A 22466-nucleotide genomic window follows, 5' to 3' on the forward strand; every position below is an offset into this window, starting at 1 on the left:
TTAGCTCACTTGAAAATGAGATCGAAGAATTGAAAGATCAACTTTTAGAATTAACTGATAAGAACAAACAACTAGAGAACGCAGCGCAAGACGAACTCAGCGCCCCCTTACCGTAAAAATTGACAGGTAACGCTCTAAGCTAACAAGTGTCAGTTTTAGCCTCAACCTTAACCCTCCGACAAAGCCTGATAAGTGGTCGTGAGGTTAAAAGAATCTACCCTGCAAGCTTGATATTAGCCGTGCCAGTGACGCTATAACTTCCTTGGCTACTTTGTTCAATATGCTCACTCCACCAGCACATTACTTTACGTCTACGTTCTAGATAGTCCGTACGGTTGTATGCACCGCGTATTTGGTTTTTATCAACATGAGCAAGGCAAGCCTCAATAACATCATAATCAAACCCTTGCTCATTAAGCGTTGTGCTAGCGATAGAGCGTAGACCGTGAGAAACAAGGCGCCCAGCAAATCCCATACGCTTTAATGCTGCATTAGCTGTTTGGCTATGACATGGTTTTTTGGGGTCTTTATCAGAAGGGAAGATGAACTCCCGATGTCCACTAATAGGTTTCATCGTTTCCAATATCAAAATCATCTGAGGAGTCAAAGGCACACGGTGCTCTTTTCTCTTTTTCATCCGTTCAGCAGGAATCACCCATATTGCATGTTCTAAATCTAACTCTGCCCAACGAGCATTGCTTGCTTCCGCTGGGCGGGTCATAGTGTGCAACTGCCATTCTAATAAACAACGAGTGGTTTTTTTTATGCTGGCATTAGCAATGCTTTTCATAAGCACAGGGAGCTCTTGAGGAGCAATCGCCTTCATGTGTTGCTTTTCGGGCTTTTGGAAAACGGCTTTGATGTTTGTTAAGGGGTTTGAATGAATGACTCCAGAGTTCACCGCGTACCCCATAATCTCATTCATACGTTGACAGAGGCGTTTAATTGTTTCCAAGCTACCTTTGGCTTCTATAGGGCGAAGCAATTCAATTACCATCGGAGCAGTAATGTGGCTAATGGGAGTTTGAGCTAGGGTAGGAAATATGTTTCTCTCTAATGATCGCCAGATGTCATCGGCATAGTTGGGTGTGACTTGCGTTTTCTTTAGTTTAAACCATTCAGTAGCGATGTTAATGAATACATGTTCAGTTAAGACTTTCTGTTCTTCTTTCTCCTGTGCTTTCTTAGTTTTGGGGTCTATCCCCTTTGCGATTAGCTTACGGTGTTCAAAGTTAATCTCTTTAGCATCGGATAAGTCTAATACGGGATAGGTTCCCAAACTCATTTTGGTTTGCTTACCGGTTTCTGGGCTTTTGTAGATCATACGCCATGATTTTGTGCCATTAGGCAACACGCGTAACTGTAAGCCATCTCCTACTGAAATTATGTATTCACCAGTCTTTGGCTTTGCGTTCTTGAGTTTAGCGTCCGTTATCTTACCTGTAATCTTTGTCATTTCAGAACCTACCCATTTACCCAATACTTTAGGTAATTCTACATTGGGTAACACTTTGGGTAAATGAAGTTTGAGCTTCTACAAGACGTGAAAAGACGCTGCTGGATGTAGGTTGTTGATTTTTATAGGGTTTAGATACAAAAAAAGACGTCCGAAGACGTCTTTAAATGTTGAATTGGTGGAGCTGGCGGGAGTTGAACCCGCGTCCAAAAATCATTCATCATTGGTACTACATGCTTAGTCGATCTTTAATTTCACCAGCAACCTGCGAACCGACACGCTAGTTAAAGGCTAACCTGAATTATAATTCGCGCTTTTCCTCTCAGGTGGGAGAAGCCACGCTAGCTAGTTTGGGTTTGATCTCTTATTGGTCCCCGTCTTACGAGCGGAAGCTAGGGTAAGAGAGCTCTGAGCAGGTTATTAAGCTGCTAGTGCGTAGTTTTCGTCGTTTGCGACTATTTTTTTGCGGCTTTTAACGTGGCCAACCGCCCCACGGCATGCACCTCAGACTTCAAAATTCCTGTCGAATCCTAAATCAGCCCCAAGTGTTATTTGCATAGTACCAGAAAAGCTTACCCTGTCTAGCACTGTGCGTTTAAGTGCTTAAAATTAACGCAAATTACTCTTCATAATTCGTGCTTTATCTCTCGCCCAATCTTTTTCTTTCATATCAGTACGTTTATCGTGCAGCTTTTTACCTTTCGCTACGCCAACTTTAATCTTCGCCCAAGAGCGAGACCAGTAAAGTGCGGTTGCGACAAGTGTCATGCCTTCACGGTTAATACGACCGATAAGGTTGTCGAGTTCTTTTCTCGACATCAGGAGTTTACGGATACGTGTTGGGTTCGCCACGATATGAGTACTCGCCTGAGTCAGCGGAGTGATCGTCATACCACTGATGAATGCTTCGCCATCTCGGATGTAAACGTAGCTTTCTGCGATATTGGTTTTGCCTTCACGTAGGGATTTTACTTCCCAGCCTTGTAGCTCAAGCCCCGCTTCTATCTCATCATCGATGAAATATTCGTGGCGAGCTTTCTTATTAAGCGCAATGGTATTACTACCGGCTTTTGATTTTGATTTATTCTTTGCCATAATGGCCTCATTATACGGATTGCGCCCTAGTTGGGGAATCCTTTTTATTTGCGCTCTGGCCCAATACAATTAAAATTGCAGTTTGTGTTAATGTAACGCTGTCTTTAACAGGAGTCTATATGCCAAAGGTTACTCGTTCAGCATTAGTGTCGTTTAGTGCCGACCAGATGTTCAGCTTGGTCAATGATGTTGCTCGTTATCACGAGTTTTTGCCAGGGTGTTCTGGTTCACGTGTGATCGAATCTTCAGATTCAGCTATGGTGGCTTCGGTTGATGTATCTAAAGCCGGTATCAGCAAAACATTTACTACGTCTAACCGCTTAGCGGATGGCGCTGAGATCTTGATGGAGCTGGTGGATGGCCCATTTAAGAAACTGCAGGGTGGTTGGTATTTCACTCCGCTTGACGATCAAGCGTGTAAGGTTGAGCTTAAGTTGGAGTTTGAATTCTCTAGCCGAATGATTGAAATGGCATTTGGTAAGGTTTTCAATGAGTTGACGAGCAATATGGTCAGTGCTTTTACTCAACGCGCGAAACAGGTTTATTAAGCCATGACTATTGAATCAGATATGATCCACGTAGAAGTTGTGTTTGCGCTTCCACATGAGCAGCGTGTATTTACCTTAGTGGTAAATAAGAACGCGACCGTTGAAGAGATTATTGCGCAGTCTGGTGTTTTGGAACTGTATCCAGAGATCGACTTAGCGAAAAATAAGGTTGGCGTGTTCAGTCGTAACGTTAAGCTTGATGCGACGGTTCGCGATAAAGATCGTATCGAAATCTACCGCGCACTGTTAGCCGATCCAAAAGAAATTCGCCGTAAGCGTGCTGAACAAGCGAAAGCGGCGGCTAAATCGTAATACCAAACAAATTTGAATGATAAAGAAGCTCGCATTAGCGAGCTTTTTTTCATCTGTTGGTTAGACAATACAGTCTACAGTCTCATTTGTTAGCAGATATTAAAAAGCCTGCTCATATGAGCAGGCTTTTGCGATTCTTGCTCTGTCGATTGATAGCTTTGTCGGCTGAGAGCTTTGTTGACTGGAAAGCTAGCGAAGGCTTTCGAAGAACTCATCACTGGCTTCAAAATCACCATTGATCGTTACTAGAGTGCCAGTGGCATCAAAATTTACGACTAGGTTCTTCTGAATCGGGTCTTCATGGCCTTTTTGGTGGTGGTAAATGTAGTACCACGTATCTGGGTAGCCATTTTCGATAAGCATAGGTGAGCCCATAACGTAACGAACTTGTGTTTTTGTCATGCCAAACTTGAGCTGGTCGACAGCTTCCTGTTCAACATAGTTACCCTGATTGATGTCAATTCGATAAACCAACTTCTCTAATAGAGAGCAACCGGTCAACATTGTTAGTGCAAGTGGAACTGCAACTAACCACTTTTTAATTCGCATAGTTTGAGATCTTTCTTCGCTAAAATACTGCCTGATAATAAACAAGCTCCAGCAAGAAGTAAAAAGCTCCTTGCGCTTTGAGCTTGTTATGACTGGCAATTTTGAATTAAGTTGCAAAATTGCCAAGATTTTTCGGTAAATTATCAGAAAGTTGCTGAATATGTAACCTAAGCTGCGATTAATAACTCTTTTGCGTTGGCAAGCGTCGATTCGGTAATCTGGCTGCCACCAAGCAGTCGAGCAAGCTCTGAAACGCGTTGTTGCTCATCAAGCGTGTGCATTTGAGTCTCGGTTTTACCTGATTTCGTGTTCTTCGCTACAAACAGCTGTTGGTGACCGCAACCGGCAACTTGAGGTAAGTGCGTCACACACATCACTTGCGTAGACTCGCCTAGCTTACGTAGCATTTTTCCGACAACCGCAGCGGTTGGTCCACTGATACCCACATCGACTTCATCGAAAATCAGGCTTGGTGTGTCCACTTTTTGCGCTGTGATCACCTGAATTGCCAGTGAGATTCGTGATAACTCACCACCAGAGGCCACTTTCGCAATCGGCTGCATTGGTTGGCCTGGGTTGGTCGAAACAATGAAGGTCACGTTATCCATACCCAATGGAGAAGGGTGTGTGTTGGTGTTGTTCACTTCAATGGCAAACTGCGCTTTTTCCATGCTCAGTTCGTGCATGCTTTGCGTGATCAGCTTGTTGAGCTCTTTTGCGTAACGAGTTCGAGATTTATGAAGCTTCTCGGATTTCGCAACGAACGATTGGTATTGGTTTTCTACCTCGTTTGCCAGTTCTTCTAATTTTTCATCAGAGCAATCAAGCGCTTCAACTTGTTGTAGTAAGTCTTGATGGTGCTTATACAGCTCTTCAGGTAACACGTGGTGTTTACGAGACATCGACATCACTTTAGAGAAGCGCTCCTCAACGTAAGCCATACGACCGGGATCAACATCAATGCTGTCTAGGTATGTTCTTAACTCGTTGTTGGTCTCTTCAATCTGAATAATGGCTTCGGAAAGCAAGTTTGGTAACTCGGCTAATCTTTCATCTAGCTCAGCTAGCTGAATTAAGGAGTTATTGGCCGATTGCAGAATACCAAGCGCATTAACTTCTTCGCCTTCATAAATAAGCTCGATAGCTTGCTGACAGGTTGTGGCCAGTTCTCCGCTATTGGAGAGGCGCTTATGCTCTTGTTCGAGGTCTTCATATTCTTCCTCCCCAATAGACAGCTCATTTAACTCTTTGATTTGGTATTCAAGAAGTTGTTTTTGAGCTTGGTTTTGCTGGCTATTTTCACGTAACTCTTTTAAGTGGTTATCCGCTTGTCGCCACGCTTGGTAAGCATTACGTGTTGATTTCAATAGATTCAAGTGGCCTGCGTATTGATCAAGCATGGCCATTTGGTAATCGCTTTTCATCAACTGGTGATGCGCATGTTGACCATGGATATTGATCAACAGTTGTCCTAGCGATTTCAATTGCGAAAGAGGGACAGGGCTACCGTTGATGAATGCACGAGAACGACCTTCTTTTGAGATGGTTCTGCGCAGGATGCACTCACTGCCATCAAGCAATTCGTTGTCTTCTAACCAGCGGGTAGCATGCAGATTGTTCTCAAGTAAAAAAGCGGCACTGACTTCGGTTTTTTCTTCACCTTGTCGAACCATTCCTGCATCGGATCTTCCTCCAAGGCATAAGCCTAAAGCATCGATAGCGATAGATTTACCCGCACCAGTTTCCCCGGTGATTGTTGTCATGCCTTTAGAGAGTTCTAGCTGTAAAGACTTAACAATAGCGAAATTATTAACACTTAAATGAGCCAGCATTTTTATTTACCTGTATAACTGAACAATACTGTATATAAGCTCAGTATATACTGTTTCTTTATACAGTAAAGTCGACAGGTGAAAATTTTTTGCGACAGCTCTCAGAATTGAGCTTGTCTGTAGATCACTGAAACCGCTATAGATTCCCAACTCAGTCGTTCCTCCCTCTTGGGAATGAAGGTTTAGTATGTGCTTGAGGTGAGTCAGCGTTATTCCCTTAAATGACGAATGAGCTAGATAGGGAATCTGTTTTGTGCGTTGGTATTTATAAGGTTAAGAGATTCCAGATACCTCGTTCCTCAGTTCTGGAATGACGGTCATTCTTGAGTTTTGGTGTTCGTTGTCGTCATCCCCTACAGTGACGTAGGAGCGTGATAGAGGATCTGTTTTTGTAGTTTTTTTGGATGTCAGAGATTCCAGATACCTAGTTACTCGGTTCTGGAATGACGGTCATTCTTGAGTTTTGGTGTTCGTTGTCGTCATCCCCTACAGCGACGTAGGAGCGTGATAGGGGATCTGTTTTTGTAGTTTGTTTGGATGTCAGGGACTCCAGATACCTCGTTCCTCGGTTCTGGAATGACGGTCATTCTTGAGTTTTGGTGTTCGTTGTCGTCATTCCCTACAGCGACGAAGGAGCGTGATAGGGAATCTCGTTTGTTAGTTCTTATTTAATACTCTTGGTTCTTCAGCCTTTGTTAGTTTTAAGAGCTCAACATTAAGGAGGAAGGATGAAGCGACCTGCAATTTACATTCTAGCTAATCGTTCGAATTCAGTTTTGTACATAGGCGTTACTGGGAACCTTAAGCAAAGAACCTGGCTGCATAAAGCGGGAAATGTTGAAGGTTTTACTAAGAAGTACAATGTTGACAAGTTAGTCTATTTTGAAGTTTTCGAAGACTTCAGATCCGCGATTGAGAGGGAAAAGCAGCTAAAGAAATGGAATCGTTTATGGAAGGAAACGTTGATTAGTGAATTGAACCCTAGTCGACGTGATCTCTACGACGAAATATTATGATACTCCCAACTCAGTCGTCTCTCCCTTTTGGGGATGACGATGTGGTGGATTGGCGTAAAAGTAGAGATGGTGGGCTTTTAATCGGCAATAAAAAAGGCTGACGAATGTCGTCAGCCTTTCAAAATCATTCGCTTTTCACTTAGAACAGCTTGCTCGACCAGCCTAGCTTGTTACGTAGAACGTGGTAGTAGTTGTAGTCTTTAGGGTGGATCAGTTTGAGCACATTTGGGCTTTGGTAAATGTGGATCTCATCACCAGGAGAAACAGGCAGTGAGATTTGACCATCGCAGCTCACTTCCTGAGTTCCGCGGTTATCAGGCGATACGATCAGCTTGATACGACGCTTGCCATCCACGACAAGTGGGCGGCTTGAAAGGGTGTGCGGGAACATTGGCACGAGTGAGATAGCATTTAGGCTTGATGACAGGATAGGGCCGCCGCCAGACAGCGAGTAGGCGGTAGAACCTGTCGGTGTTGAGACGATTAAGCCATCAGAGCGCTGTGAGAAGGCGAAGCTGTCATCGATATACACTTCGAACTCGATCATGTGAGCAACTTGGCCGGGGTGCAGTACAGCCTCATTAAGGGCTGCATTGTGGCTTTTTATCTGGCCGTGACGATGAATTTCCGTTTCAAGTAAGAAGCGCTCTTCTTCCATGAACTCGCCTTTGAGTACATCGGTAAGCGCGCTCTGGAAGTTTTCAGGGTTCAGATCGGTTAGGAAACCAAGGTTGCCTCGGTTAACACCAATCACTGAAATGTCGAAACGTGACAAGATTCTAGCGGCACCGAGCATATTTCCGTCACCACCGACCACAATGGCGAGATCGGCGCGTTTACCTAATTCAATCAGGCTAGAAAAATGTTCTTTTGGGATGTCGTCTAAAATAGTGGCGAGTCTGTCATCAACAAACACTTGATAACCCTCAGCACTTAACCACTGATAGAGCTCTCTATGAGTCTGAATTGCTTGCTGATCTCGAGGTTTACCGATAATGGCGATGACTTCAAATGGCTTTTTCATAACGTTTCCAAACGAATTAGGCTTGAATCAAAATTCTTCATCCCCATAATAAAGGCAAGTTGAACGTCTATGCGAGTGTTTTATATCAATTTGGGGCGCAAACACGCCTGTCACTTGCATTGAAAACGAATTCTGGAGATATCATGAGCAACGAAGAAAACAAAGTAACCGAAGCAGAGCTAGATCAGATCATCGCTGAAGCTGAGAAAGTTGAAGAAGCTGAACTGAATGAAGACGCTGCTGATGAGCAGGAAGCAAAAATCGCTCAACTGGAAGCTGCACTGCTTTCTAGCGAATCTAAAGTGAAAGAGCAGCAAGATTCTGTTCTTCGCGCGAAAGCTGAAGTTGAAAACATGCGTCGCCGTAGCGAGCAAGAAATTGATAAAGCGCGTAAATTCGCTTTGAACAAGTTTGCTGAAGGTCTGCTTCCTGTAATCGACAACCTAGAGCGTGCAATGCAAGCGGCAGACGCTGAAAACGAAGTGGTTAAGCCACTGTATGAAGGTGTTGAGCTAACGCACAAAACTTTCGTAGACACAGTTGCTAAGTTTGGTCTTAAAGAGATCAACCCTGAAGGTGAAGCGTTCAACCCTGAATTCCACCAAGCGATGTCTATCCAAGAAAGCCCAGATCACGAATCAAACACAGTTATGTTTGTGATGCAAAAAGGCTACGAACTAAACGGTCGTGTGGTTCGCCCAGCGATGGTTATGGTTGCTAAGTAATGACGAATTACGTTGCCAAGTGATTGACTGGCGCATTGACTGAGTTAGTCGCTGCGACAAAATAAATCACTGGTTTACGTAAAATAAAAAGAGAGGCATAGGCCTCTCTTTTTTTGTGCCTGTAACTTGAGAGTCCACGTAAATAAGCATCAAAACCGCATTAAGAATGTCGTTCTTTTTATTTCATTCAGATCAGCGATTTAGAGTTTTGTGTTATGAAACTTGTTGTGATTGAGTAAATGTTTTGATGTCACATTTGTGATGTTTTTGTAAATAAATACTTTTAATTGTTATCTTTGTATGTAAAATCCACTGCCATATAGCGATTTTGGTCGCATATATAACTATAAAAGTACAAATTTTAAACACAACAAACTGGAGAAGAACGATGGATAAATCGCTCTCAAGTAAAATTTTTGTAGGCTTGTTCGCCGGTCTACTTATTGGTACTGCTATTCAGTACCTATTCAGCGGTATTGCTATTTTTGATACGTATCTACTTGGCGCTGCCGAAGGTGCTGGTGGTATGTTCGTATCACTTATCAAATTGCTTGTAGTTCCTCTTGTATACGTATCTATTGTTTGCGGTATTGTTGAGCTAAAAGATATTCGTTCATTTGGTCGTCTTGGTGGTAAAACCTTTGGTCTTTACATTATTAACACCATCATCGCGATTTCGGCAGCGCTAACGATTGGTCTTATTTTCCAACCTGGTGCAGGTGCGAATCTAGCCGGTACGGTTTCTGAGACAATTGCGCTTACAACAACTGAAACACCAGACATCTTCTCTCTTGTTGTTAACATCGTTCCTAGCAACCCTGTAGAAGCGTTTGCAAGCGGCGACATGCTGCAAATCATCTTCATGGCAATTTTGACAGGTCTTGCTATTCAAGCGCTTGATTCTCGTGGTGGCCCAGCTATCAAGACATTCAAGATGGCTAATGAAATCATGATGAAGCTTATCGGCCTAGTAATGAGCTTGGCGCCTTACGGTGTATTTGCTCTGATGATTCAACTGGGCGCAACACTGGATGCAGACACGCTAATGTCAGTTGCTGGTTATGTGGCGCTTGTGGTTGCAATGCTTGTGTTCTGGATTTTCTTCTTCTACCCAATGATGGTTGGTTCATTCACTGGTATTTCTCCAAAGCAGTTCCTACGTGCAACTCGTGAGCAAGTTCTATTCTCACTATCTACAGCAAGTTCGAATGCAACAATCCCAGTAACAATGCGTACTCTTACTGACAAACTAAACGTATCTAAGTCAGTAGCAGGTTTCGGTGTACCACTAGGTGCAACAATGAACATGTCTGGTGTATCTATCTACATCGCACTAGCAACTATGTTCGTAGCAAACGCGTTTGGTCAGCCAATCAACACTGCTGATATCTTCACTCTAGGTCTAACTATCCTGCTACTGTCTATCGGTGCTGGTGGTGTTCCTGGTGGCGGTGTTGTGATGGTCGGTGTTCTATTGCACCAACTAGGTTTACCACCAGAAGGTCTAGCGATTGTTGCTGCTGTTGACCGTATCTGTGACATGTTCTGTACTTCTTCAAACGTAGTCGGTGATACAGCGGTTAACACTATCGTTGCTAAATCTGAAAACGAAATTGGCGTTGAAGCTAACGAAGAAGCTGAGCTACAAAAAGCAGAAGCTTAATTCTTAATTAAGACTTGATAATTGCGAAGCCCCGCTCAACCAGAGCGGGGCTTTTTTATTTCTGCTGTTCGGTACTTTGGGCTGTCTGCTGCTGAGTTAAAAGAGGGGGCTGTGTTGGTGCGAAGTCTCATTTTTTCTTTTTACTCGCGCTGAATTGGTCATCAGTTTTCAATATTTAATATAGATCACATATAATAATACAATATTATTTTATTGTTCTGACAACCTACATTATGACGACATAAAGGAAACCAAATAATGAAGTTGTCTTACCTTAGCCTACTGACTGCTAGCCTCTTAGCGGCTCCCGCTCTCGCTTCTAATCACGATATTGGTCAAGAGTTCAATCTTGATCCAGCAAAAGCGCCTGCACAAAACTTCGATTTATCTAAATGGAAAATTAACCTACCGGAGCTAACAACAGAAGGCTCTAGAAAAGGCAAAACATTGGAGATCGGTAAGCAAGAGTTGTCGAATGTAGACACACCTTACGTTCATCCTAAATGGTTCTACACTGATGCCGAATCTGGCGCGATGGTGTTTGTGGCTCCGAATACAGCACCAACGACACCAAACAGTAAGAATACTCGTAGTGAACTAAGAGCGATGCTGGCAGACAGCTACTCGGCGCCGAGCAACAACTTCGCGATTTCAAGCCATGAAAATGCAGAAGAGTTTGGTTCTATCGGTGGTCAAATGACGGCAACACTTTCTGTTGATCAAGTAAGTACCAGCGGTAGCTACAAAAAAACAGGCGCATTCTCGGTAGTGATTGGCCAAATTCATGGTTCAGACAATGAGCCTCTGAAAATTGTTTACCGTAAACTGCCGGAGCATGAGCATGGTTCGTTAACGTGGAACTATGAATTAAACCCGCCGACAGAGATGAAAAATGCGAAGGATGAAAACGGAAAGAAACTTCGTAAAGACATTCGCCATGATGTGTTTGGTCAATACAATCTGAAAAAAGGCAGCTCGGATCCTGCTGATGGTATCAAGCTAGGTGAAGTGTTCTCATACGATGTGAACATCAAAGACAACATCATGCACTTAACCTTTACTAAGAATCCAAATTCAGCCGATCCAATTGTGAAGACGTATGATGTTGATTTGGCTAAGGGTAAATATCAGGGGCATGATATCGACCTTGGTTATGGACAGGACTGGATGTACTTCAAGGCGGGCGCATACAATCAATGCAACACCAAGAAGTCGAGCTCTGCCTGTGAATGGCGTGGTATGGAAGCGGGTGATTACACTCAAGCGAGCTTCTACCAGTTAGTGCTTAATCAATAACATGGCTGAATCAGTAATCATTTGAATAATATTTAACTGATTAATATCTATTTGAAAAAGACCTTCTACATGAAGGTCTTTTTTTATGGCATTTGGAATAGGGTTGAGGTTTCAATGTGGCGACAAATGCGAGACTTTCTCAACATCGGACCCTTAATTGGCAAGGGATCGGTCACTTTTTACCTTTATGTAAAAAGATACGGGAAAAAATAGATTTTTTTTACTTATTCCCTTGAAAACCAGTTTGCAGCCCTTATCTATGGTGCATACGAAAGCAAATTACATTTGCACTTAAATTTTGTGTATTAGGGTTGAATCCCTGATTACCGCCCCCCACATATGTGGGTATAGCAAAAACTAATATAGATTATATTTCGGAGATAGCCTGATGGGTCGAATCATTGGTATTGATTTAGGTACTACTAACTCTTGTGTTGCTGTTTTAGACGGCGACAAACCACGCGTACTAGAAAATGCTGAAGGCGAACGCACAACAGCATCGGTAATCGCATACACTGACGGCGAGACGCTAGTTGGTCAACCTGCGAAACGTCAAGCAGTTACTAACCCTCAAAACACGCTATACGCAATTAAGCGTCTAATCGGTCGTCGTTTTGAAGATGAAGAAGTTCAACGCGATATCGAAATCATGCCTTTTAACATTGTTAAAGCTGATAACGGTGATGCATGGGTTGAAGCGCAAGGCCAAAAAATGGCTGCTCCTCAAGTATCTGCTGAAGTTCTTAAGAAAATGAAGAAAACAGCTGAAGACTTCCTAGGTGAAGAAGTAACTGGCGCAGTTGTTACTGTTCCTGCTTACTTCAACGATGCTCAACGTCAAGCAACTAAAGATGCTGGCCGTATCGCTGGTCTAGATGTTAAACGTATCATCAACGAACCAACTGCTGCTGCTCTAGCTTACGGCCTAGACAAGCAAGGTGGTGATCGCACTATCGCTGTATACGACCTTGGTGGTGGTACATTCGATATCTCTATCATCGAAATCGATGAAGTAGAAGGCGAGAAGACTTTCGAAGTTCTTTCAACTAACGGTGATACTCACCTTGGTGGTGAAGATTTCGATAACCGCATGATCAACTACCTAGTAGATGAGTTCAAGAAAGAGCAAGGTATCGACCTTAAAGCTGATCCACTAGCAATGCAGCGTGTTAAAGAAGCAGCAGAAAAAGCGAAAATCGAGCTTTCTTCTACTACTCAAACTGACGTAAACCTACCTTACGTTACTGCTGATGCGACTGGTCCTAAGCACATGAACATCAAAGTGACTCGTGCGAAGCTTGAGTCTCTAGTTGAAGACCTAGTTCAACGTTCTCTTGAGCCACTAAAAGTTGCTCTAGCAGATGCTGACCTATCTGTAGGCGAAATCACTGACGTTATCCTAGTTGGTGGTCAAACTCGTATGCCTATGGTTCAAGCTAAAGTAACTGAATTCTTCGGTAAAGAGCCACGTAAAGACGTGAACCCTGACGAAGCTGTTGCAATGGGTGCTGCTGTTCAAGGTGGTGTACTAGCTGGTGACGTGAAAGACGTTCTACTACTAGACGTTACTCCTCTATCTTTCGGTATCGAAACGATGGGCGGCGTGATGACTAAGCTTATCGAGAAAAACACAACTATCCCTACTAAAGCGGATCAAGTGTTCTCTACAGCTGAAGACAACCAAAACGCAGTAACTATCCACGTTCTTCAAGGTGAGCGTAAGCAAGCGACTTACAACAAGTCTCTTGGTCAGTTCAACCTAGAAGGTATCCAACCAGCACCACGTGGCATGCCACAAATCGAAGTAACATTCGACCTAGATGCTGATGGTATCCTGAACGTATCTGCTAAAGATAAAGCAACAGGTAAAGAGCAGAAGATCACTATCCAAGCATCAGGCGGCCTGTCTGAGGAAGAGATCGAAGCAATGGTACAAGAAGCAGAAGCTAACAAAGAAGCGGACAAAAAGTTCGAAGAGCTAGTAACTGCACGTAACCAAGCTGACCAAATGATTCACGGCACTAAGAAGCAAGTAGAAGAAGCTGGTGAAGCTCTACCTGCAGACGAGAAAGCTAAAATCGAAGCGGCTATCACGGCACTAGAAGAAGTTAAGTCTGGTAACGACAAAGAAGCTATCGACGCTAAAGTTCAAGAACTTATGCAAGCAGCTCAAAAGCTAATGGAAATCGCTCAACAGAAAGCTCAAGCTGAACAAGCTGGTGCTGACGCTGGTGAACAGCCTAAGCAAGATGACGACGTTGTTGATGCTGAGTTTGAAGAAGTTAAAGAAGACAAAAAATAATTTCGTCGCAGAGTAGCCTGATTTCGTTACCGGAAGTGCCCACCTACTAACGTAGGCTCCGCGCTTCCACTTAGGACTCAAGCTATCTGCTTAGAAATTTTTCTCAAAGACTTATTATTGCGGGCGTCAGAGGTAACTCTCACGCCCGTAAATTTGTATTTAGACTTGTCGATCTAGATAATAGCTTTATTCGGCATTTCAGCCGGCAGAACTTTTATCTAGATTGATACACAGACTACTGAAGTGATCATTCGGTAGTAGCAATTATTTTGGTGACCTAGAACATGTCAAAACGTGATTTTTACGAAGTATTAGGCGTAAGCCGCGATGCATCAGAGCGCGATATTAAAAAAGCGTACAAACGCTTAGCGATGAAATTCCACCCGGACCGTAACCAGGGTGATGAGACCGCAGCAGATAAGTTTAAAGAAGTAAAAGTAGCGTACGAGATCCTAACCGATTCTCAAAAGAAAGCAGCTTACGACCAATACGGTCATGCAGCCTTTGAACAAGGTGGCATGGGCGGCGGCGGTGGTTTCGGCGGCGGTGGCCAAGGTGACTTCGGCGATATCTTCGGTGACGTATTTGGCGACATCTTCGGCGGCGGTCGTCGTGGTGGCGGTCAACAGCGTGCACAACGTGGTTCAGATCTACGTTACAACATGGAACTTTCTCTAGAAGAAGCGGTTCGTGGTGTTTCTAAAGAAATCGAAGTACCAACACTTGTAGAGTGTGATACTTGTGACGGCAGCGGCGCGAAAGCGGGTTCTTCTGCACAAACGTGTGGCACTTGTCATGGCCACGGCCAAGTACAAATGCGCCAAGGTTTCTTTGCGGTTCAACAGACTTGTCCTACTTGTAACGGTAAAGGCAAGATCATCAAAGACCCATGTAACTCATGTCATGGTCAAGGTCGCAAACAGAAGACGAAAACACTTAACGTTAAGATCCCTGCTGGTGTTGATACTGGCGATCGTATTCGTCTATCAGGCGAAGGCGAAGCGGGAGAGCAAGGCGCTCCAGCTGGCGACCTGTACGTACAAGTACACGTAAAAGAGCACAACATCTTTGAGCGTGACGGCAATAACCTTTACTGTGAAGTTCCAGTAAGCTTCTCTATGGCTGCTTTAGGCGGTGAAGTTGAAGTTCCAACACTGGATGGTCGTGTAAACCTTAAAGTGCCAGAAGAAACACAAACGGGCCGTATGTTCCGTATGCGTGGCAAAGGCGTGAAAGGCGTTCGTGGCGGCGGTGTGGGTGACCTAATCGTTAAGCTAGTGGTTGAGACTCCAGTTAAGCTAAGCGCTCGCCAGAAAGAACTACTGCGTGAATTCGAAGAAACATGTTGTGGCGAAGCGGCAAGCAAGCACAAGCCAAAGTCTGAAGGTTTCTTCAGCGGCGTTAAAAACTTCTTCGATGACCTAACTAAGTAATTAGATCGTGGTTTGAAAATCTTAAAGCCTGCCTATGTGCAGGCTTTTTTGATCTTCTCGTTCAGTTAAAAAATGCAGCTATGTATATTCCTAGTCATTCTTTACTCGTACCAAGGATATTAACTTCTATTAGTTCCAGCAATTTACAGGGGATTCTTCACCTGAAGATTTGAGCGTCATTGTTTTGGGAGTGCCTAAGCAAGAGTCACCACTTTGCCCCTTAGTTGACTGTGCCGTGGCGGTTATTGTATATGCCATGCTGCTTGAACTTGCGACAGAAAATACATAGCGATCACTTGGTGACTCACATATAGCACAAGCCCCTCCTGAAATAATACTGCCCCAGTTATAGACACCGTTGTATGACTGCTCAAGCGTGAGTTGTATTTTTGCCATATCAGCTAATGCTGCTGTTCTATGCGATTTAATTACATGTTCGGTATAGCTTGGGTAGGCGATAGCGGTTAGCACTCCAAGGATAGCTACTGCGACCAATAGTTCGATCAATGTCATCCCTTTGCAACTTAAGTTGTTGTTGTTACATTTATTTTTTCGAATCATCACGAGTAGTTCCTTCTCTATATTCAGCCTATTTTTCTTCGGTGGTAGCATCCTTGCAAGATTAAATACGGTTACGTATCGGTTTACATAGGAATTTGGGAAATGTCTCGCGGGTTTACCCTCTTAGAGCTACTCATAACCATATCAGTGCTCTCTATATTGTTGGCTGTTGCCGCTCCAAGTTTTAGTTCTGTCTCGGAAACAGTGAAGATGCAACGGTTAGCTACTGAGTTGAATGGTTTTATGATGCAGGCAAAATCTGAGGCAGTTATGAGAAATACTGATCTTTGGGCTCATTTTTTAATGAATGGTAATGCAAATGACACCGGTGATTGGAAAATTGAATTGACCGAATTCGATATTCCGAATACTGGCACGGCAATTCTTACACTGGAAGGTGCTTCATTTCGAAACGTAGATTTCACCGTTAACTACAGTTCTGAACAAATTAAATTTAGTGGAGTAAACGGTAAAGCTAAAGATGGCCATCTCTTATTTGATATGAACTCTAAGCCTTTAAAGTTTATAACATATCGTACTTCCGGAAGAATGAGAATTTGTGGTGTAGAAGGAGATTTTTATGGGTATCAAATCTGCACTTAGGAGGCAGCAATTCGGTGCAACATTAGTCGAATTTATGCTCTCTTCCATTTTGGGAATTGTCGTTATTGGAAGTGTGGGGTCGGTATTTATATCCGGACAAAACATCGCATCCGAGAGAAGTAAAGAATTATTACTATTACAACAAGTTTCAGGTGCTCTTCAATACTTTAAAGAAGATATCCAGCGTGCGGGCTACGATGGAGGGACTGGTGTATCTCTAAAATTATCAGGCTCCACAGATACTTTATATATTTCTCCTGATTCAAAAATGGTTGCATATGCTTACACTCATCAATCAGAGATTCGAAATGTCGCTTTTGTATTTGATTCAGGTTTGGTCAAGGTGTGTGATAGCCCCTCCAGCATCGTAAAAACAGTATCAGCGGCGATTAGTGGGTGCTCTTCTATCTTTGAGCCTAATCAAATTAGAGTCGTTGATTTTCATGCGAATCAGTCAAGTATTGTATCTCAAGGGGTTAGTTCAGGTATTACAACCATTATGATTTCTGCTGAATTAGTAGGAGATACGTCCGTTAATTATTCATCAAGTGTGATTGTAAAAAATAGGAATTGGCGATGAATAAAAATCAACAAGGTGCGGTTGTTTTACTTACAACAAGTGTATTACTAGTTACTGCGTTAATGTTGACTTTTGGTAGTTATCGCTCTGTTTTTTATCAAATAAAAAGATCTCAGAATGAAGTAGAAGCGCGCAAGCAACATTGGGAAGCAGAGGGAGGTCTAGAGTGTGGGTTTACATACATTGTTAATCAAAAATTACAATCAATACCCAATAATTTGGCGACAGTTTGTAACTCGTATAGTTTTTCTTCCTTAAATGCTGACTTTACAAACCCTGAAATTTTGCTTTCTCAAGTTGGTCATAGCAGTGTTAATAAAAAAATAATCTTTTCATCTTCAGTTGGTTATGGAGCTATGAAGTCGACTTCTGATGTTATTTCTTTTGGCTCAGCACTTTTTTCACCACCAGACCCTGGTGAATTTGATTCGGCTGCTGAAGCTTATGAGTGTATCGGGGCAGTGGTTAAATATAGGTTTATTGCGACTGGTATTACCAATCATGGCGTAAGTAGTTCTATTGAATCTCCAGGAGCCGGGCATGACCCCACTAAGGATTGTAAGCTTTCTCATAAGACATCGACAGCTGCTAAATCCGGGATATGGGAGAACTCCTTTGGAGTGATAAGTTCTCATAATGTTGGGTTAGATATTCAGCAAGATGACACTATCGACCCCTTTAAAGATTTTTTCGGAGTCGATAAAAGTAAGTGGCAAGAGGTTCGTGATGATGTAGATAACGAATTTATTAAAGTTTCAATGCCCTCTAGCAGTGTTGATTGCTATAGCCAATTTTCTGATTCAATAGTGAATGGACAGCCCAATAAAGTTTGGATTGATGGCTCTTGCCAACTAGCGCCAGTTGATGTGACGAATATTGTAAATTTACAGGCTGCACACCCGGGAACCGATTTGTTTTTACTTGTTCATGATGGTGTTTTTGGGGTTACTGGTTCTGGCGATATTAGCGGTGTATTTTTTCATTTTAATAATACTTACTCTCCCACTCCTTCTCAATGGGACTCGATGACGGAAGTGAAACCTTTTGTAAATTCAGTATTTAGTGACCTAATTAATACTATGTATGGCTCTTCAAGCACTCTTACGCCATACCATGCAACTTATGCGCAAGCTGGCGCATTCAGTTTCACGGGGGGACAATTTTTTGATACAGAAGGGCAAATGGCGCTATTTAATAACTCTCTGAATTTTTCATTCAATTCAGATGTTATTGATGAGTTCGAATTTTCACCTAAGCCAAGATGGCAAAAAGGTTCATGGAATGATTTATAAGCAAAAAGGTTTTAGCCTAATTGAAGTACTCATTTCATTTTTATTGATAGGAGTCGGTTCGCTAGGGCTAATTAAGTTACAAACATATGTTGAGCAAAAGTCTGACTTTGCAATTCATAGTGTAGAAGCTTTGAATTTGGCTGAAAATAAGCTGGAATGGTTTAGAACTCGAGGCGCATCTGCTGCTTTATCGAGTATAACGCCTGCGAATTTTGCTACGGATATTGTTGATGGCATGGATCACTCACATGTTAAATATCAACTTGATTGGACAGTGACGAACAGTTTATCTGGAGCGCTGAAAACCGTTCAGATAACAAGCTCATGGGAAGACCGGTTTGGTAATAATCAAGCGATCGAATTACATACCATGATTTCTAAATACAGCGAGTTTGATTGATTGGGTTTATAACTTCAATATCGTGATAGTTTGCTCTTCTCAGACATTGTTTGCGTGCTAGTTAAAACTCTGTATATGGAATGGTGTTTTTTGTGTTTTTATATTGTTGTGGTTGTATGGTATTTTTGCAAAATATGTCTCCATTTATGGAAAATTAGGTGGAATCTTGTGCTTTTTAACAACGACTTTAATAGAATGTGTGCTGTACCAATAGGCCGTGGTCAAAACTTATATTAGGCCTAAACAAAACAACATCACATATGGAGTTACAATGAGTAACCAAGCCGTAAAAAAAGCACCATCGACTGAGAAGATCAGTGGTATGGACCGCTTTCTAAACTTCATTGAACGCGCCGGCAACAAAATTCCAGATCCAGCAATCCTGTTCTTCTGGGCTCTAGTTATTGTATGGGTAGCATCTGCACTTTTATCGAATCTTTCATTCGACTTAATCAACCCTCAAACGGGTGCTGCTCTTGAAGTAAACAACCTACTAACTGGTGAAGCGCTTGCTAGCTTCCTAGCGAATATGGTTACCACGTTCACAGGCTTCGCACCTCTAGGCATCGTACTTGTTGCTATGCTAGGTGTTGGCGTTGCAGACTCTTCAGGCTTCATTACGACAGGCCTTAAGAAGATGCTTAACTTCACGCCAGCTAAGCTACTAACGCCAATGCTAATTCTTGTTGCTATCGTGTCTCACACTGCAGCAGATGCAGGTTACGTTCTAGTAATCCCTCTTGGCGGTATCATCTTCCACGCTGCGGGTCGTCATCCTCTAGCGGGTATTGCAGCAGCGTTTGCTGGTGTATCAGGTGGTTTCTCTGCGAACTTCATCCCTTCAGGTATTGACCCGCTACTAGCTGGTTTCACTCAAACAGCGGCAAACGTTCTTGACCCTGAATACGTGATTAACCCTCTAGCGAACATCTTCTTTACTGGCCTATCTTCAGTTCTTATTGTTGCTATCGGTTGGTACGTAACTGAGAAAATTATCGAGCCTCGTCTTGCTAATACGCCAGTTGATGAAGATGCAGAAGCAGCACCTGATCTAGGTACGTTCACGGCAATCGAATCTAAAGCGTTCAAGTTTGCTGGTTGGGCAATGGTTGCGGGTATTGGTCTGCTTATCGCAGCTCTAGTTCCTGAGAACTCAGCGCTTCGTTCGCCTGAAGGTGAGCTGACAGCGTTCTCTGCACCAGTGATGAAGTCTATCGTTCCTCTGATCTTCATCCTGTTTATTATTCCGGGTATCGTCTACGGCCGTGTAGCGGGTACTTTCAAGAACAGCAATGACGTAATCAAAGCAATGTCAGAGACAATGGCAACGATGGGCGCATACATTGTAATGTCGTTCTTCTGTGCACAGTTCCTATCTGCATTCGGTCAATCAAACATCGGTACTATGCTGGCACTTTACGGTGCTGAAGGCCTGAAAGCGATGGACCTTCCTGGTGAAGCAACGGTTGTTGGTATGATTCTACTAACGGCTTCAGTTAACCTGCTTGTAGGTTCGGCTTCAGCTAAGTGGGCTCTTATCGGTCCAATCCTAGTTCCAATGCTAATGGTTGTGGGTATCTCTCCTGAGCTATCTCAAGCGGCTTACCGTGTAGGTGACTCAGTGTCTAACATCATCTCTCCACTAATGGTGTTCTTCCCACTGGTTGTTGTTTACTGTCAGCGCTACGTTAAGTCGACAGGTATCGGTACTCTAGCTTCTCTAATGATGCCATTCTCGATTGCTATGCTAATCGGTTGGTCTATCTTCTTGCTAGCTTACTGGGCTCTTGGTATCCCACTAGGTATCCAAGCACCTTACACTTACACAATGTAAGATTGAACTAAGCAAAATTAAGCTTTATTCATTACTAAGCCCGCACCGAAATGTGCGGGCTTTTTTTTCGTTATTTTTTCTATATCCAAGACTTTTTTATATCCAAAAATTTTTATATCCAAAATAAACGCACTCAGCTTATACTCCGGATTACGGCTAATTGTTGGCCGGTAAATTTAGGAAATCCAAGCCACATGAAAATTCTGCTTTTAGTAGGGTTAATTGTTTTAAATGGTCTGTTTGCCATGTCAGAGATTGCATTGGTAGCAGCAAAAAATAGTCGGCTGAAACGCTTAGCCGAAAAACACCGCTCAGCTCAGGTTGCTCTAGAGCTCAAAGAAAACCCAACCCGCTTCCTTTCAACAATCCAAATCGGTATCACGGTAATCGGCCTACTCAGCGGTATTGTGGGTGAGGCGACGCTATCGGCTCCACTGGCCGTTCAACTTGAACTGTGGGGATTAGACCCAACACAAGCAAATATCTTGTCTACTGCGGTTGTGGTGGTGGGTATTACTTATTTCGCTATCGTTGTCGGTGAGTTGGTACCAAAGCGTTTTGCTCAGTCCCAAGCTGAAAACATTGCTGTGTTAGTCGCGTTGCCAATCTTCTGGTTATCTAAAATCGCGACGCCGTTTGTGTTTGCGCTGTCGGCTTCAACGGAAGGTATTCTTAAGTTGATGGGCCGAGGCGGTGAAGAAGATAGCGTTACTGAAGATGATATCCATGCACTGGTGAAAGAGGGCTCTGAATCGGGTGTGATTGAACGTGGCGAACAAGAGATGATTCGTAATATCTTGCAGCTTGATGATCGCCTTGTGAGCTCATTGATGACTCCGCGTCGAGACATCGACTTTCTGGATGTCGACCAACCGGTTGAGCAAATCTTAAAGAAACTGCGTTCATCAAAACACAGTGTGTTTCCATTGTGCCAAGATCACCTCAATAAAGTTGTGGGTACAGTGTCAGCCAAAGCCTTGCTAAATCAGGCGGGCAATCTAAGCATTCAAGTGATCATGGGGCTGTCTCGCTCGCCGATCTATGTTCCAGAATCGATGAAAGCTTTGCGTTTACTTGGCTACTTTAAAGAGTCGGGTACCGAGATGGCATTCATTGTCGACGAGTATGGCGATGTTCAAGGCCTTGTGACTCATTACGATATTCTTGAGGCGATTGCTGGCGAGCTATCGAATAACCCGAACGATCTTTGGACCGAGCAAGTGGGAGACGGTTTGCTGGTGGATGGATTGATTCCTATCAGTGAACTGAAAAACCGTTTAGAGCTATCGGATTTTGAGGGCGAAAGCGAGAGCTTCCAAACGTTGAATGGCCTTGTGACTTGGTTAATCGGGCGTTTACCGGATGCAGGCGAAGTTGTTCAATACCAGCAGTGGCAGTTTGAAATTATCTCTGTTGAGAATAACCGCATTGTGAGCATCAAAGCGACGCCAGTAGTCGATGACACAGAAGGCGCTAATAACTAACAGTTAGACCAACCAACAAGCGGCAATGGTTCATTGTCTCTTGTTGTCTATTATCTCTTTATTGTTCATTATCTCAAAGATTAGGTATGCTTCACCGCATACCTATTTTCGTAATACCGAACGAGCCAATTCATTCTTGTTTAGTTTATCAATTCTATTGTGCAAACCAGCCTATACACAACGAGTTGTTGTCTTATATCTATGATTTTCTATTTTAATTATACCTTTCTATTATTTACTTTTCCTTATCAAATTTTCTTCAGATTATTGATGTAAAAACTATTTTATTTTTCTCTGTGGGCAAGCATTTTTATGTTTGTAAGAGTATAGATATTTGCGTTTAGATAACTAAGCGAGAATATGAAAATCTAAATTGATCCAACGACCTTACTTTTAATTGATTGATTTTACTGTAATTATTATTGTTATAATTATCATTTATATAAGGGTAGGTTAATGAC

Annotated in this window: 20 protein-coding genes and 1 other RNA gene; 14 read left to right on the top strand and 7 right to left on the bottom strand. The window is 42.9% G+C overall.

What is annotated here, in order from left to right; all coding sequences use genetic code 11:
- Window positions 1-214 precede the first annotated feature (214 nt).
- The 3 genes from IQQ51_RS04425 to smpB all read right to left on the bottom strand — a co-directional run bounded on the left by IQQ51_RS04425 (window position 215) and on the right by smpB (window position 2551).
- Entirely contained in the window at window positions 215-1456 is a 1242-nt protein-coding gene (locus IQQ51_RS04425) for an integrase domain-containing protein (protein ID WP_102250027.1), read from the bottom strand.
- 176 nt (window positions 1457-1632) lie between these two features.
- Window positions 1633-1999: a transfer-messenger RNA gene (ssrA, locus tag IQQ51_RS04430) on the bottom strand.
- Between the two features lie 66 nt (window positions 2000-2065).
- Window positions 2066-2551: an SsrA-binding protein SmpB gene (gene smpB / locus IQQ51_RS04435; RefSeq protein WP_004735156.1), complete on the bottom strand. Its 486-nt coding sequence runs from the start codon at window positions 2549-2551 to the stop codon at window positions 2066-2068.
- Window positions 2552-2670: 119 nt separating this feature from the next.
- On the opposite strand from smpB, the gene IQQ51_RS04440 reads away from it, so the two are divergent.
- Together IQQ51_RS04440 and IQQ51_RS04445 are read left to right on the top strand one after the other, a co-directional pair.
- Window positions 2671-3099, top strand: coding sequence for an SRPBCC family protein (locus IQQ51_RS04440; RefSeq protein WP_012603332.1), 429 nt, complete (start codon window positions 2671-2673; stop codon window positions 3097-3099).
- A gap of 3 nt (window positions 3100-3102) precedes the next feature.
- Window positions 3103-3411 carry an RnfH family protein gene (locus IQQ51_RS04445; protein WP_017069541.1) on the top strand — a complete coding sequence of 103 codons (309 nt, stop codon included), beginning with the start codon at window positions 3103-3105 and terminating at the stop codon, window positions 3409-3411.
- Window positions 3412-3600: 189 nt separating this feature from the next.
- On the opposite strand, the gene bamE is transcribed toward IQQ51_RS04445, so the two are convergent.
- Both bamE and recN read right to left on the bottom strand, forming a co-directional pair.
- Window positions 3601-3960 (bottom strand): outer membrane protein assembly factor BamE, encoded by a 360-nt coding sequence (bamE, locus tag IQQ51_RS04450; protein ID WP_004735159.1) that lies wholly within the window; start codon window positions 3958-3960, stop codon window positions 3601-3603.
- Window positions 3961-4127: 167 nt separating this feature from the next.
- Window positions 4128-5792 (bottom strand): DNA repair protein RecN, encoded by a 1665-nt coding sequence (gene recN / locus IQQ51_RS04455; RefSeq protein ID WP_017059862.1) that lies wholly within the window; start codon window positions 5790-5792, stop codon window positions 4128-4130.
- Window positions 5793-6520: 728 nt separating this feature from the next.
- Here recN and IQQ51_RS04460 point away from each other — a divergent pair.
- The gene (locus tag IQQ51_RS04460) at window positions 6521-6808 is read left to right on the top strand and encodes a GIY-YIG nuclease family protein (RefSeq protein ID WP_086775469.1); all 288 of its coding nucleotides are present in this window, start codon (window positions 6521-6523) and stop codon (window positions 6806-6808) included.
- A gap of 139 nt (window positions 6809-6947) precedes the next feature.
- Here the strand turns inward: IQQ51_RS04460 and nadK are convergent, their stop codons facing one another.
- Window positions 6948-7832, bottom strand: a complete 885-nt coding sequence (nadK, locus tag IQQ51_RS04465) for an NAD(+) kinase (RefSeq protein WP_017066747.1) — start codon at window positions 7830-7832, stop codon at window positions 6948-6950.
- Between the two features lie 143 nt (window positions 7833-7975).
- Here nadK and grpE point away from each other — a divergent pair, with 143 nt between their 5' ends.
- The 5 genes from grpE (at window position 7976) to dnaJ (ending at window position 15251) form a co-directional block, all read left to right on the top strand.
- Window positions 7976-8557: a nucleotide exchange factor GrpE gene (grpE, locus tag IQQ51_RS04470; protein ID WP_017069543.1), complete on the top strand. Its 582-nt coding sequence runs from the start codon at window positions 7976-7978 to the stop codon at window positions 8555-8557.
- A 388-nt stretch (window positions 8558-8945) separates the two neighbouring features.
- Window positions 8946-10220: a dicarboxylate/amino acid:cation symporter gene (locus IQQ51_RS04475; RefSeq protein WP_019823920.1), complete on the top strand. Its 1275-nt coding sequence runs from the start codon at window positions 8946-8948 to the stop codon at window positions 10218-10220.
- 258 nt (window positions 10221-10478) lie between these two features.
- A complete protein-coding gene (locus IQQ51_RS04480) occupies window positions 10479-11516 on the top strand; it encodes a polysaccharide lyase family 7 protein (protein WP_193840484.1) in 1038 nt (345 codons plus the stop codon).
- A gap of 388 nt (window positions 11517-11904) precedes the next feature.
- Complete coding sequence (dnaK, locus tag IQQ51_RS04485; protein WP_017059868.1) at window positions 11905-13818, top strand: molecular chaperone DnaK; 1914 nt, start codon at window positions 11905-11907, stop codon at window positions 13816-13818.
- 284 nt (window positions 13819-14102) lie between these two features.
- Complete coding sequence (gene dnaJ / locus IQQ51_RS04490; protein ID WP_081231169.1) at window positions 14103-15251, top strand: molecular chaperone DnaJ; 1149 nt, start codon at window positions 14103-14105, stop codon at window positions 15249-15251.
- 129 nt (window positions 15252-15380) lie between these two features.
- Here dnaJ and IQQ51_RS04495 read toward each other — a convergent pair whose 3' ends face one another.
- Complete coding sequence (locus IQQ51_RS04495; protein ID WP_193840510.1) at window positions 15381-15812, bottom strand: type IV pilin protein; 432 nt, start codon at window positions 15810-15812, stop codon at window positions 15381-15383.
- A 102-nt stretch (window positions 15813-15914) separates the two neighbouring features.
- On the opposite strand from IQQ51_RS04495, the gene IQQ51_RS04500 reads away from it, so the two are divergent.
- The 6 genes from IQQ51_RS04500 (at window position 15915) to IQQ51_RS04525 (ending at window position 22005) form a co-directional block, all read left to right on the top strand.
- Window positions 15915-16415, top strand: a complete 501-nt coding sequence (locus IQQ51_RS04500; protein WP_050052907.1) for a pilus assembly FimT family protein — start codon at window positions 15915-15917, stop codon at window positions 16413-16415.
- Window positions 16393-16995 (top strand): PilW family protein, encoded by a 603-nt coding sequence (locus tag IQQ51_RS04505; protein ID WP_050052906.1) that lies wholly within the window; start codon window positions 16393-16395, stop codon window positions 16993-16995. Before IQQ51_RS04500 ends, IQQ51_RS04505 begins: the two co-directional genes overlap by 23 nt.
- Window positions 16992-18287 (top strand): hypothetical protein, encoded by a 1296-nt coding sequence (locus IQQ51_RS04510; RefSeq protein ID WP_050052905.1) that lies wholly within the window; start codon window positions 16992-16994, stop codon window positions 18285-18287. Before IQQ51_RS04505 ends, IQQ51_RS04510 begins: the two co-directional genes overlap by 4 nt.
- Window positions 18277-18687, top strand: a complete 411-nt coding sequence (locus tag IQQ51_RS04515) for a type IV pilus modification PilV family protein (RefSeq protein WP_050052904.1) — start codon at window positions 18277-18279, stop codon at window positions 18685-18687. Before IQQ51_RS04510 ends, IQQ51_RS04515 begins: the two co-directional genes overlap by 11 nt.
- Before the next feature lie 271 nt (window positions 18688-18958).
- On the top strand, window positions 18959-20521 hold the full coding sequence (locus IQQ51_RS04520; RefSeq protein ID WP_048608034.1) for an AbgT family transporter: 1563 nt from the start codon (window positions 18959-18961) through the stop codon (window positions 20519-20521).
- 194 nt (window positions 20522-20715) lie between these two features.
- Complete coding sequence (locus tag IQQ51_RS04525) at window positions 20716-22005, top strand: hemolysin family protein (protein WP_193840485.1); 1290 nt, start codon at window positions 20716-20718, stop codon at window positions 22003-22005.
- Window positions 22006-22466 lie beyond the last annotated feature (461 nt).

It is taken from the genome of Vibrio sp. OPT18, from assembly GCF_015163615.1.
Classification (GTDB): Bacteria; Pseudomonadota; Gammaproteobacteria; order Enterobacterales; family Vibrionaceae; genus Vibrio; species Vibrio coralliirubri.

What these genes read in the sequence shown, in the direction of transcription:
- IQQ51_RS04425 (WP_102250027.1), bottom strand. Translation starts at nt 1,456, where the DNA reads ATGACAAAGATTACAGGTAAGATAACGGACGCTAAACTCAAGAACGCA.
- bamE (WP_004735159.1), bottom strand. Translation starts at nt 3,960, where the DNA reads ATGCGAATTAAAAAGTGGTTAGTTGCAGTTCCACTTGCACTAACAATG.
- smpB (WP_004735156.1), bottom strand. Translation starts at nt 2,551, where the DNA reads ATGGCAAAGAATAAATCAAAATCAAAAGCCGGTAGTAATACCATTGCG.
- dnaK (WP_017059868.1), top strand. Translation starts at nt 11,905, where the DNA reads ATGGGTCGAATCATTGGTATTGATTTAGGTACTACTAACTCTTGTGTT.
- IQQ51_RS04495 (WP_193840510.1), bottom strand. Translation starts at nt 15,812, where the DNA reads ATGATTCGAAAAAATAAATGTAACAACAACAACTTAAGTTGCAAAGGG.
- dnaJ (WP_081231169.1), top strand. Translation starts at nt 14,103, where the DNA reads ATGTCAAAACGTGATTTTTACGAAGTATTAGGCGTAAGCCGCGATGCA.
- IQQ51_RS04460 (WP_086775469.1), top strand. Translation starts at nt 6,521, where the DNA reads ATGAAGCGACCTGCAATTTACATTCTAGCTAATCGTTCGAATTCAGTT.
- IQQ51_RS04445 (WP_017069541.1), top strand. Translation starts at nt 3,103, where the DNA reads ATGACTATTGAATCAGATATGATCCACGTAGAAGTTGTGTTTGCGCTT.
- IQQ51_RS04480 (WP_193840484.1), top strand. Translation starts at nt 10,479, where the DNA reads ATGAAGTTGTCTTACCTTAGCCTACTGACTGCTAGCCTCTTAGCGGCT.
- IQQ51_RS04515 (WP_050052904.1), top strand. Translation starts at nt 18,277, where the DNA reads ATGATTTATAAGCAAAAAGGTTTTAGCCTAATTGAAGTACTCATTTCA.
- nadK (WP_017066747.1), bottom strand. Translation starts at nt 7,832, where the DNA reads ATGAAAAAGCCATTTGAAGTCATCGCCATTATCGGTAAACCTCGAGAT.
- IQQ51_RS04505 (WP_050052906.1), top strand. Translation starts at nt 16,393, where the DNA reads ATGGGTATCAAATCTGCACTTAGGAGGCAGCAATTCGGTGCAACATTA.
- IQQ51_RS04500 (WP_050052907.1), top strand. Translation starts at nt 15,915, where the DNA reads ATGTCTCGCGGGTTTACCCTCTTAGAGCTACTCATAACCATATCAGTG.
- IQQ51_RS04510 (WP_050052905.1), top strand. Translation starts at nt 16,992, where the DNA reads ATGAATAAAAATCAACAAGGTGCGGTTGTTTTACTTACAACAAGTGTA.
- IQQ51_RS04525 (WP_193840485.1), top strand. Translation starts at nt 20,716, where the DNA reads ATGAAAATTCTGCTTTTAGTAGGGTTAATTGTTTTAAATGGTCTGTTT.
- IQQ51_RS04440 (WP_012603332.1), top strand. Translation starts at nt 2,671, where the DNA reads ATGCCAAAGGTTACTCGTTCAGCATTAGTGTCGTTTAGTGCCGACCAG.
- grpE (WP_017069543.1), top strand. Translation starts at nt 7,976, where the DNA reads ATGAGCAACGAAGAAAACAAAGTAACCGAAGCAGAGCTAGATCAGATC.
- recN (WP_017059862.1), bottom strand. Translation starts at nt 5,792, where the DNA reads ATGCTGGCTCATTTAAGTGTTAATAATTTCGCTATTGTTAAGTCTTTA.
- IQQ51_RS04520 (WP_048608034.1), top strand. Translation starts at nt 18,959, where the DNA reads ATGAGTAACCAAGCCGTAAAAAAAGCACCATCGACTGAGAAGATCAGT.
- IQQ51_RS04475 (WP_019823920.1), top strand. Translation starts at nt 8,946, where the DNA reads ATGGATAAATCGCTCTCAAGTAAAATTTTTGTAGGCTTGTTCGCCGGT.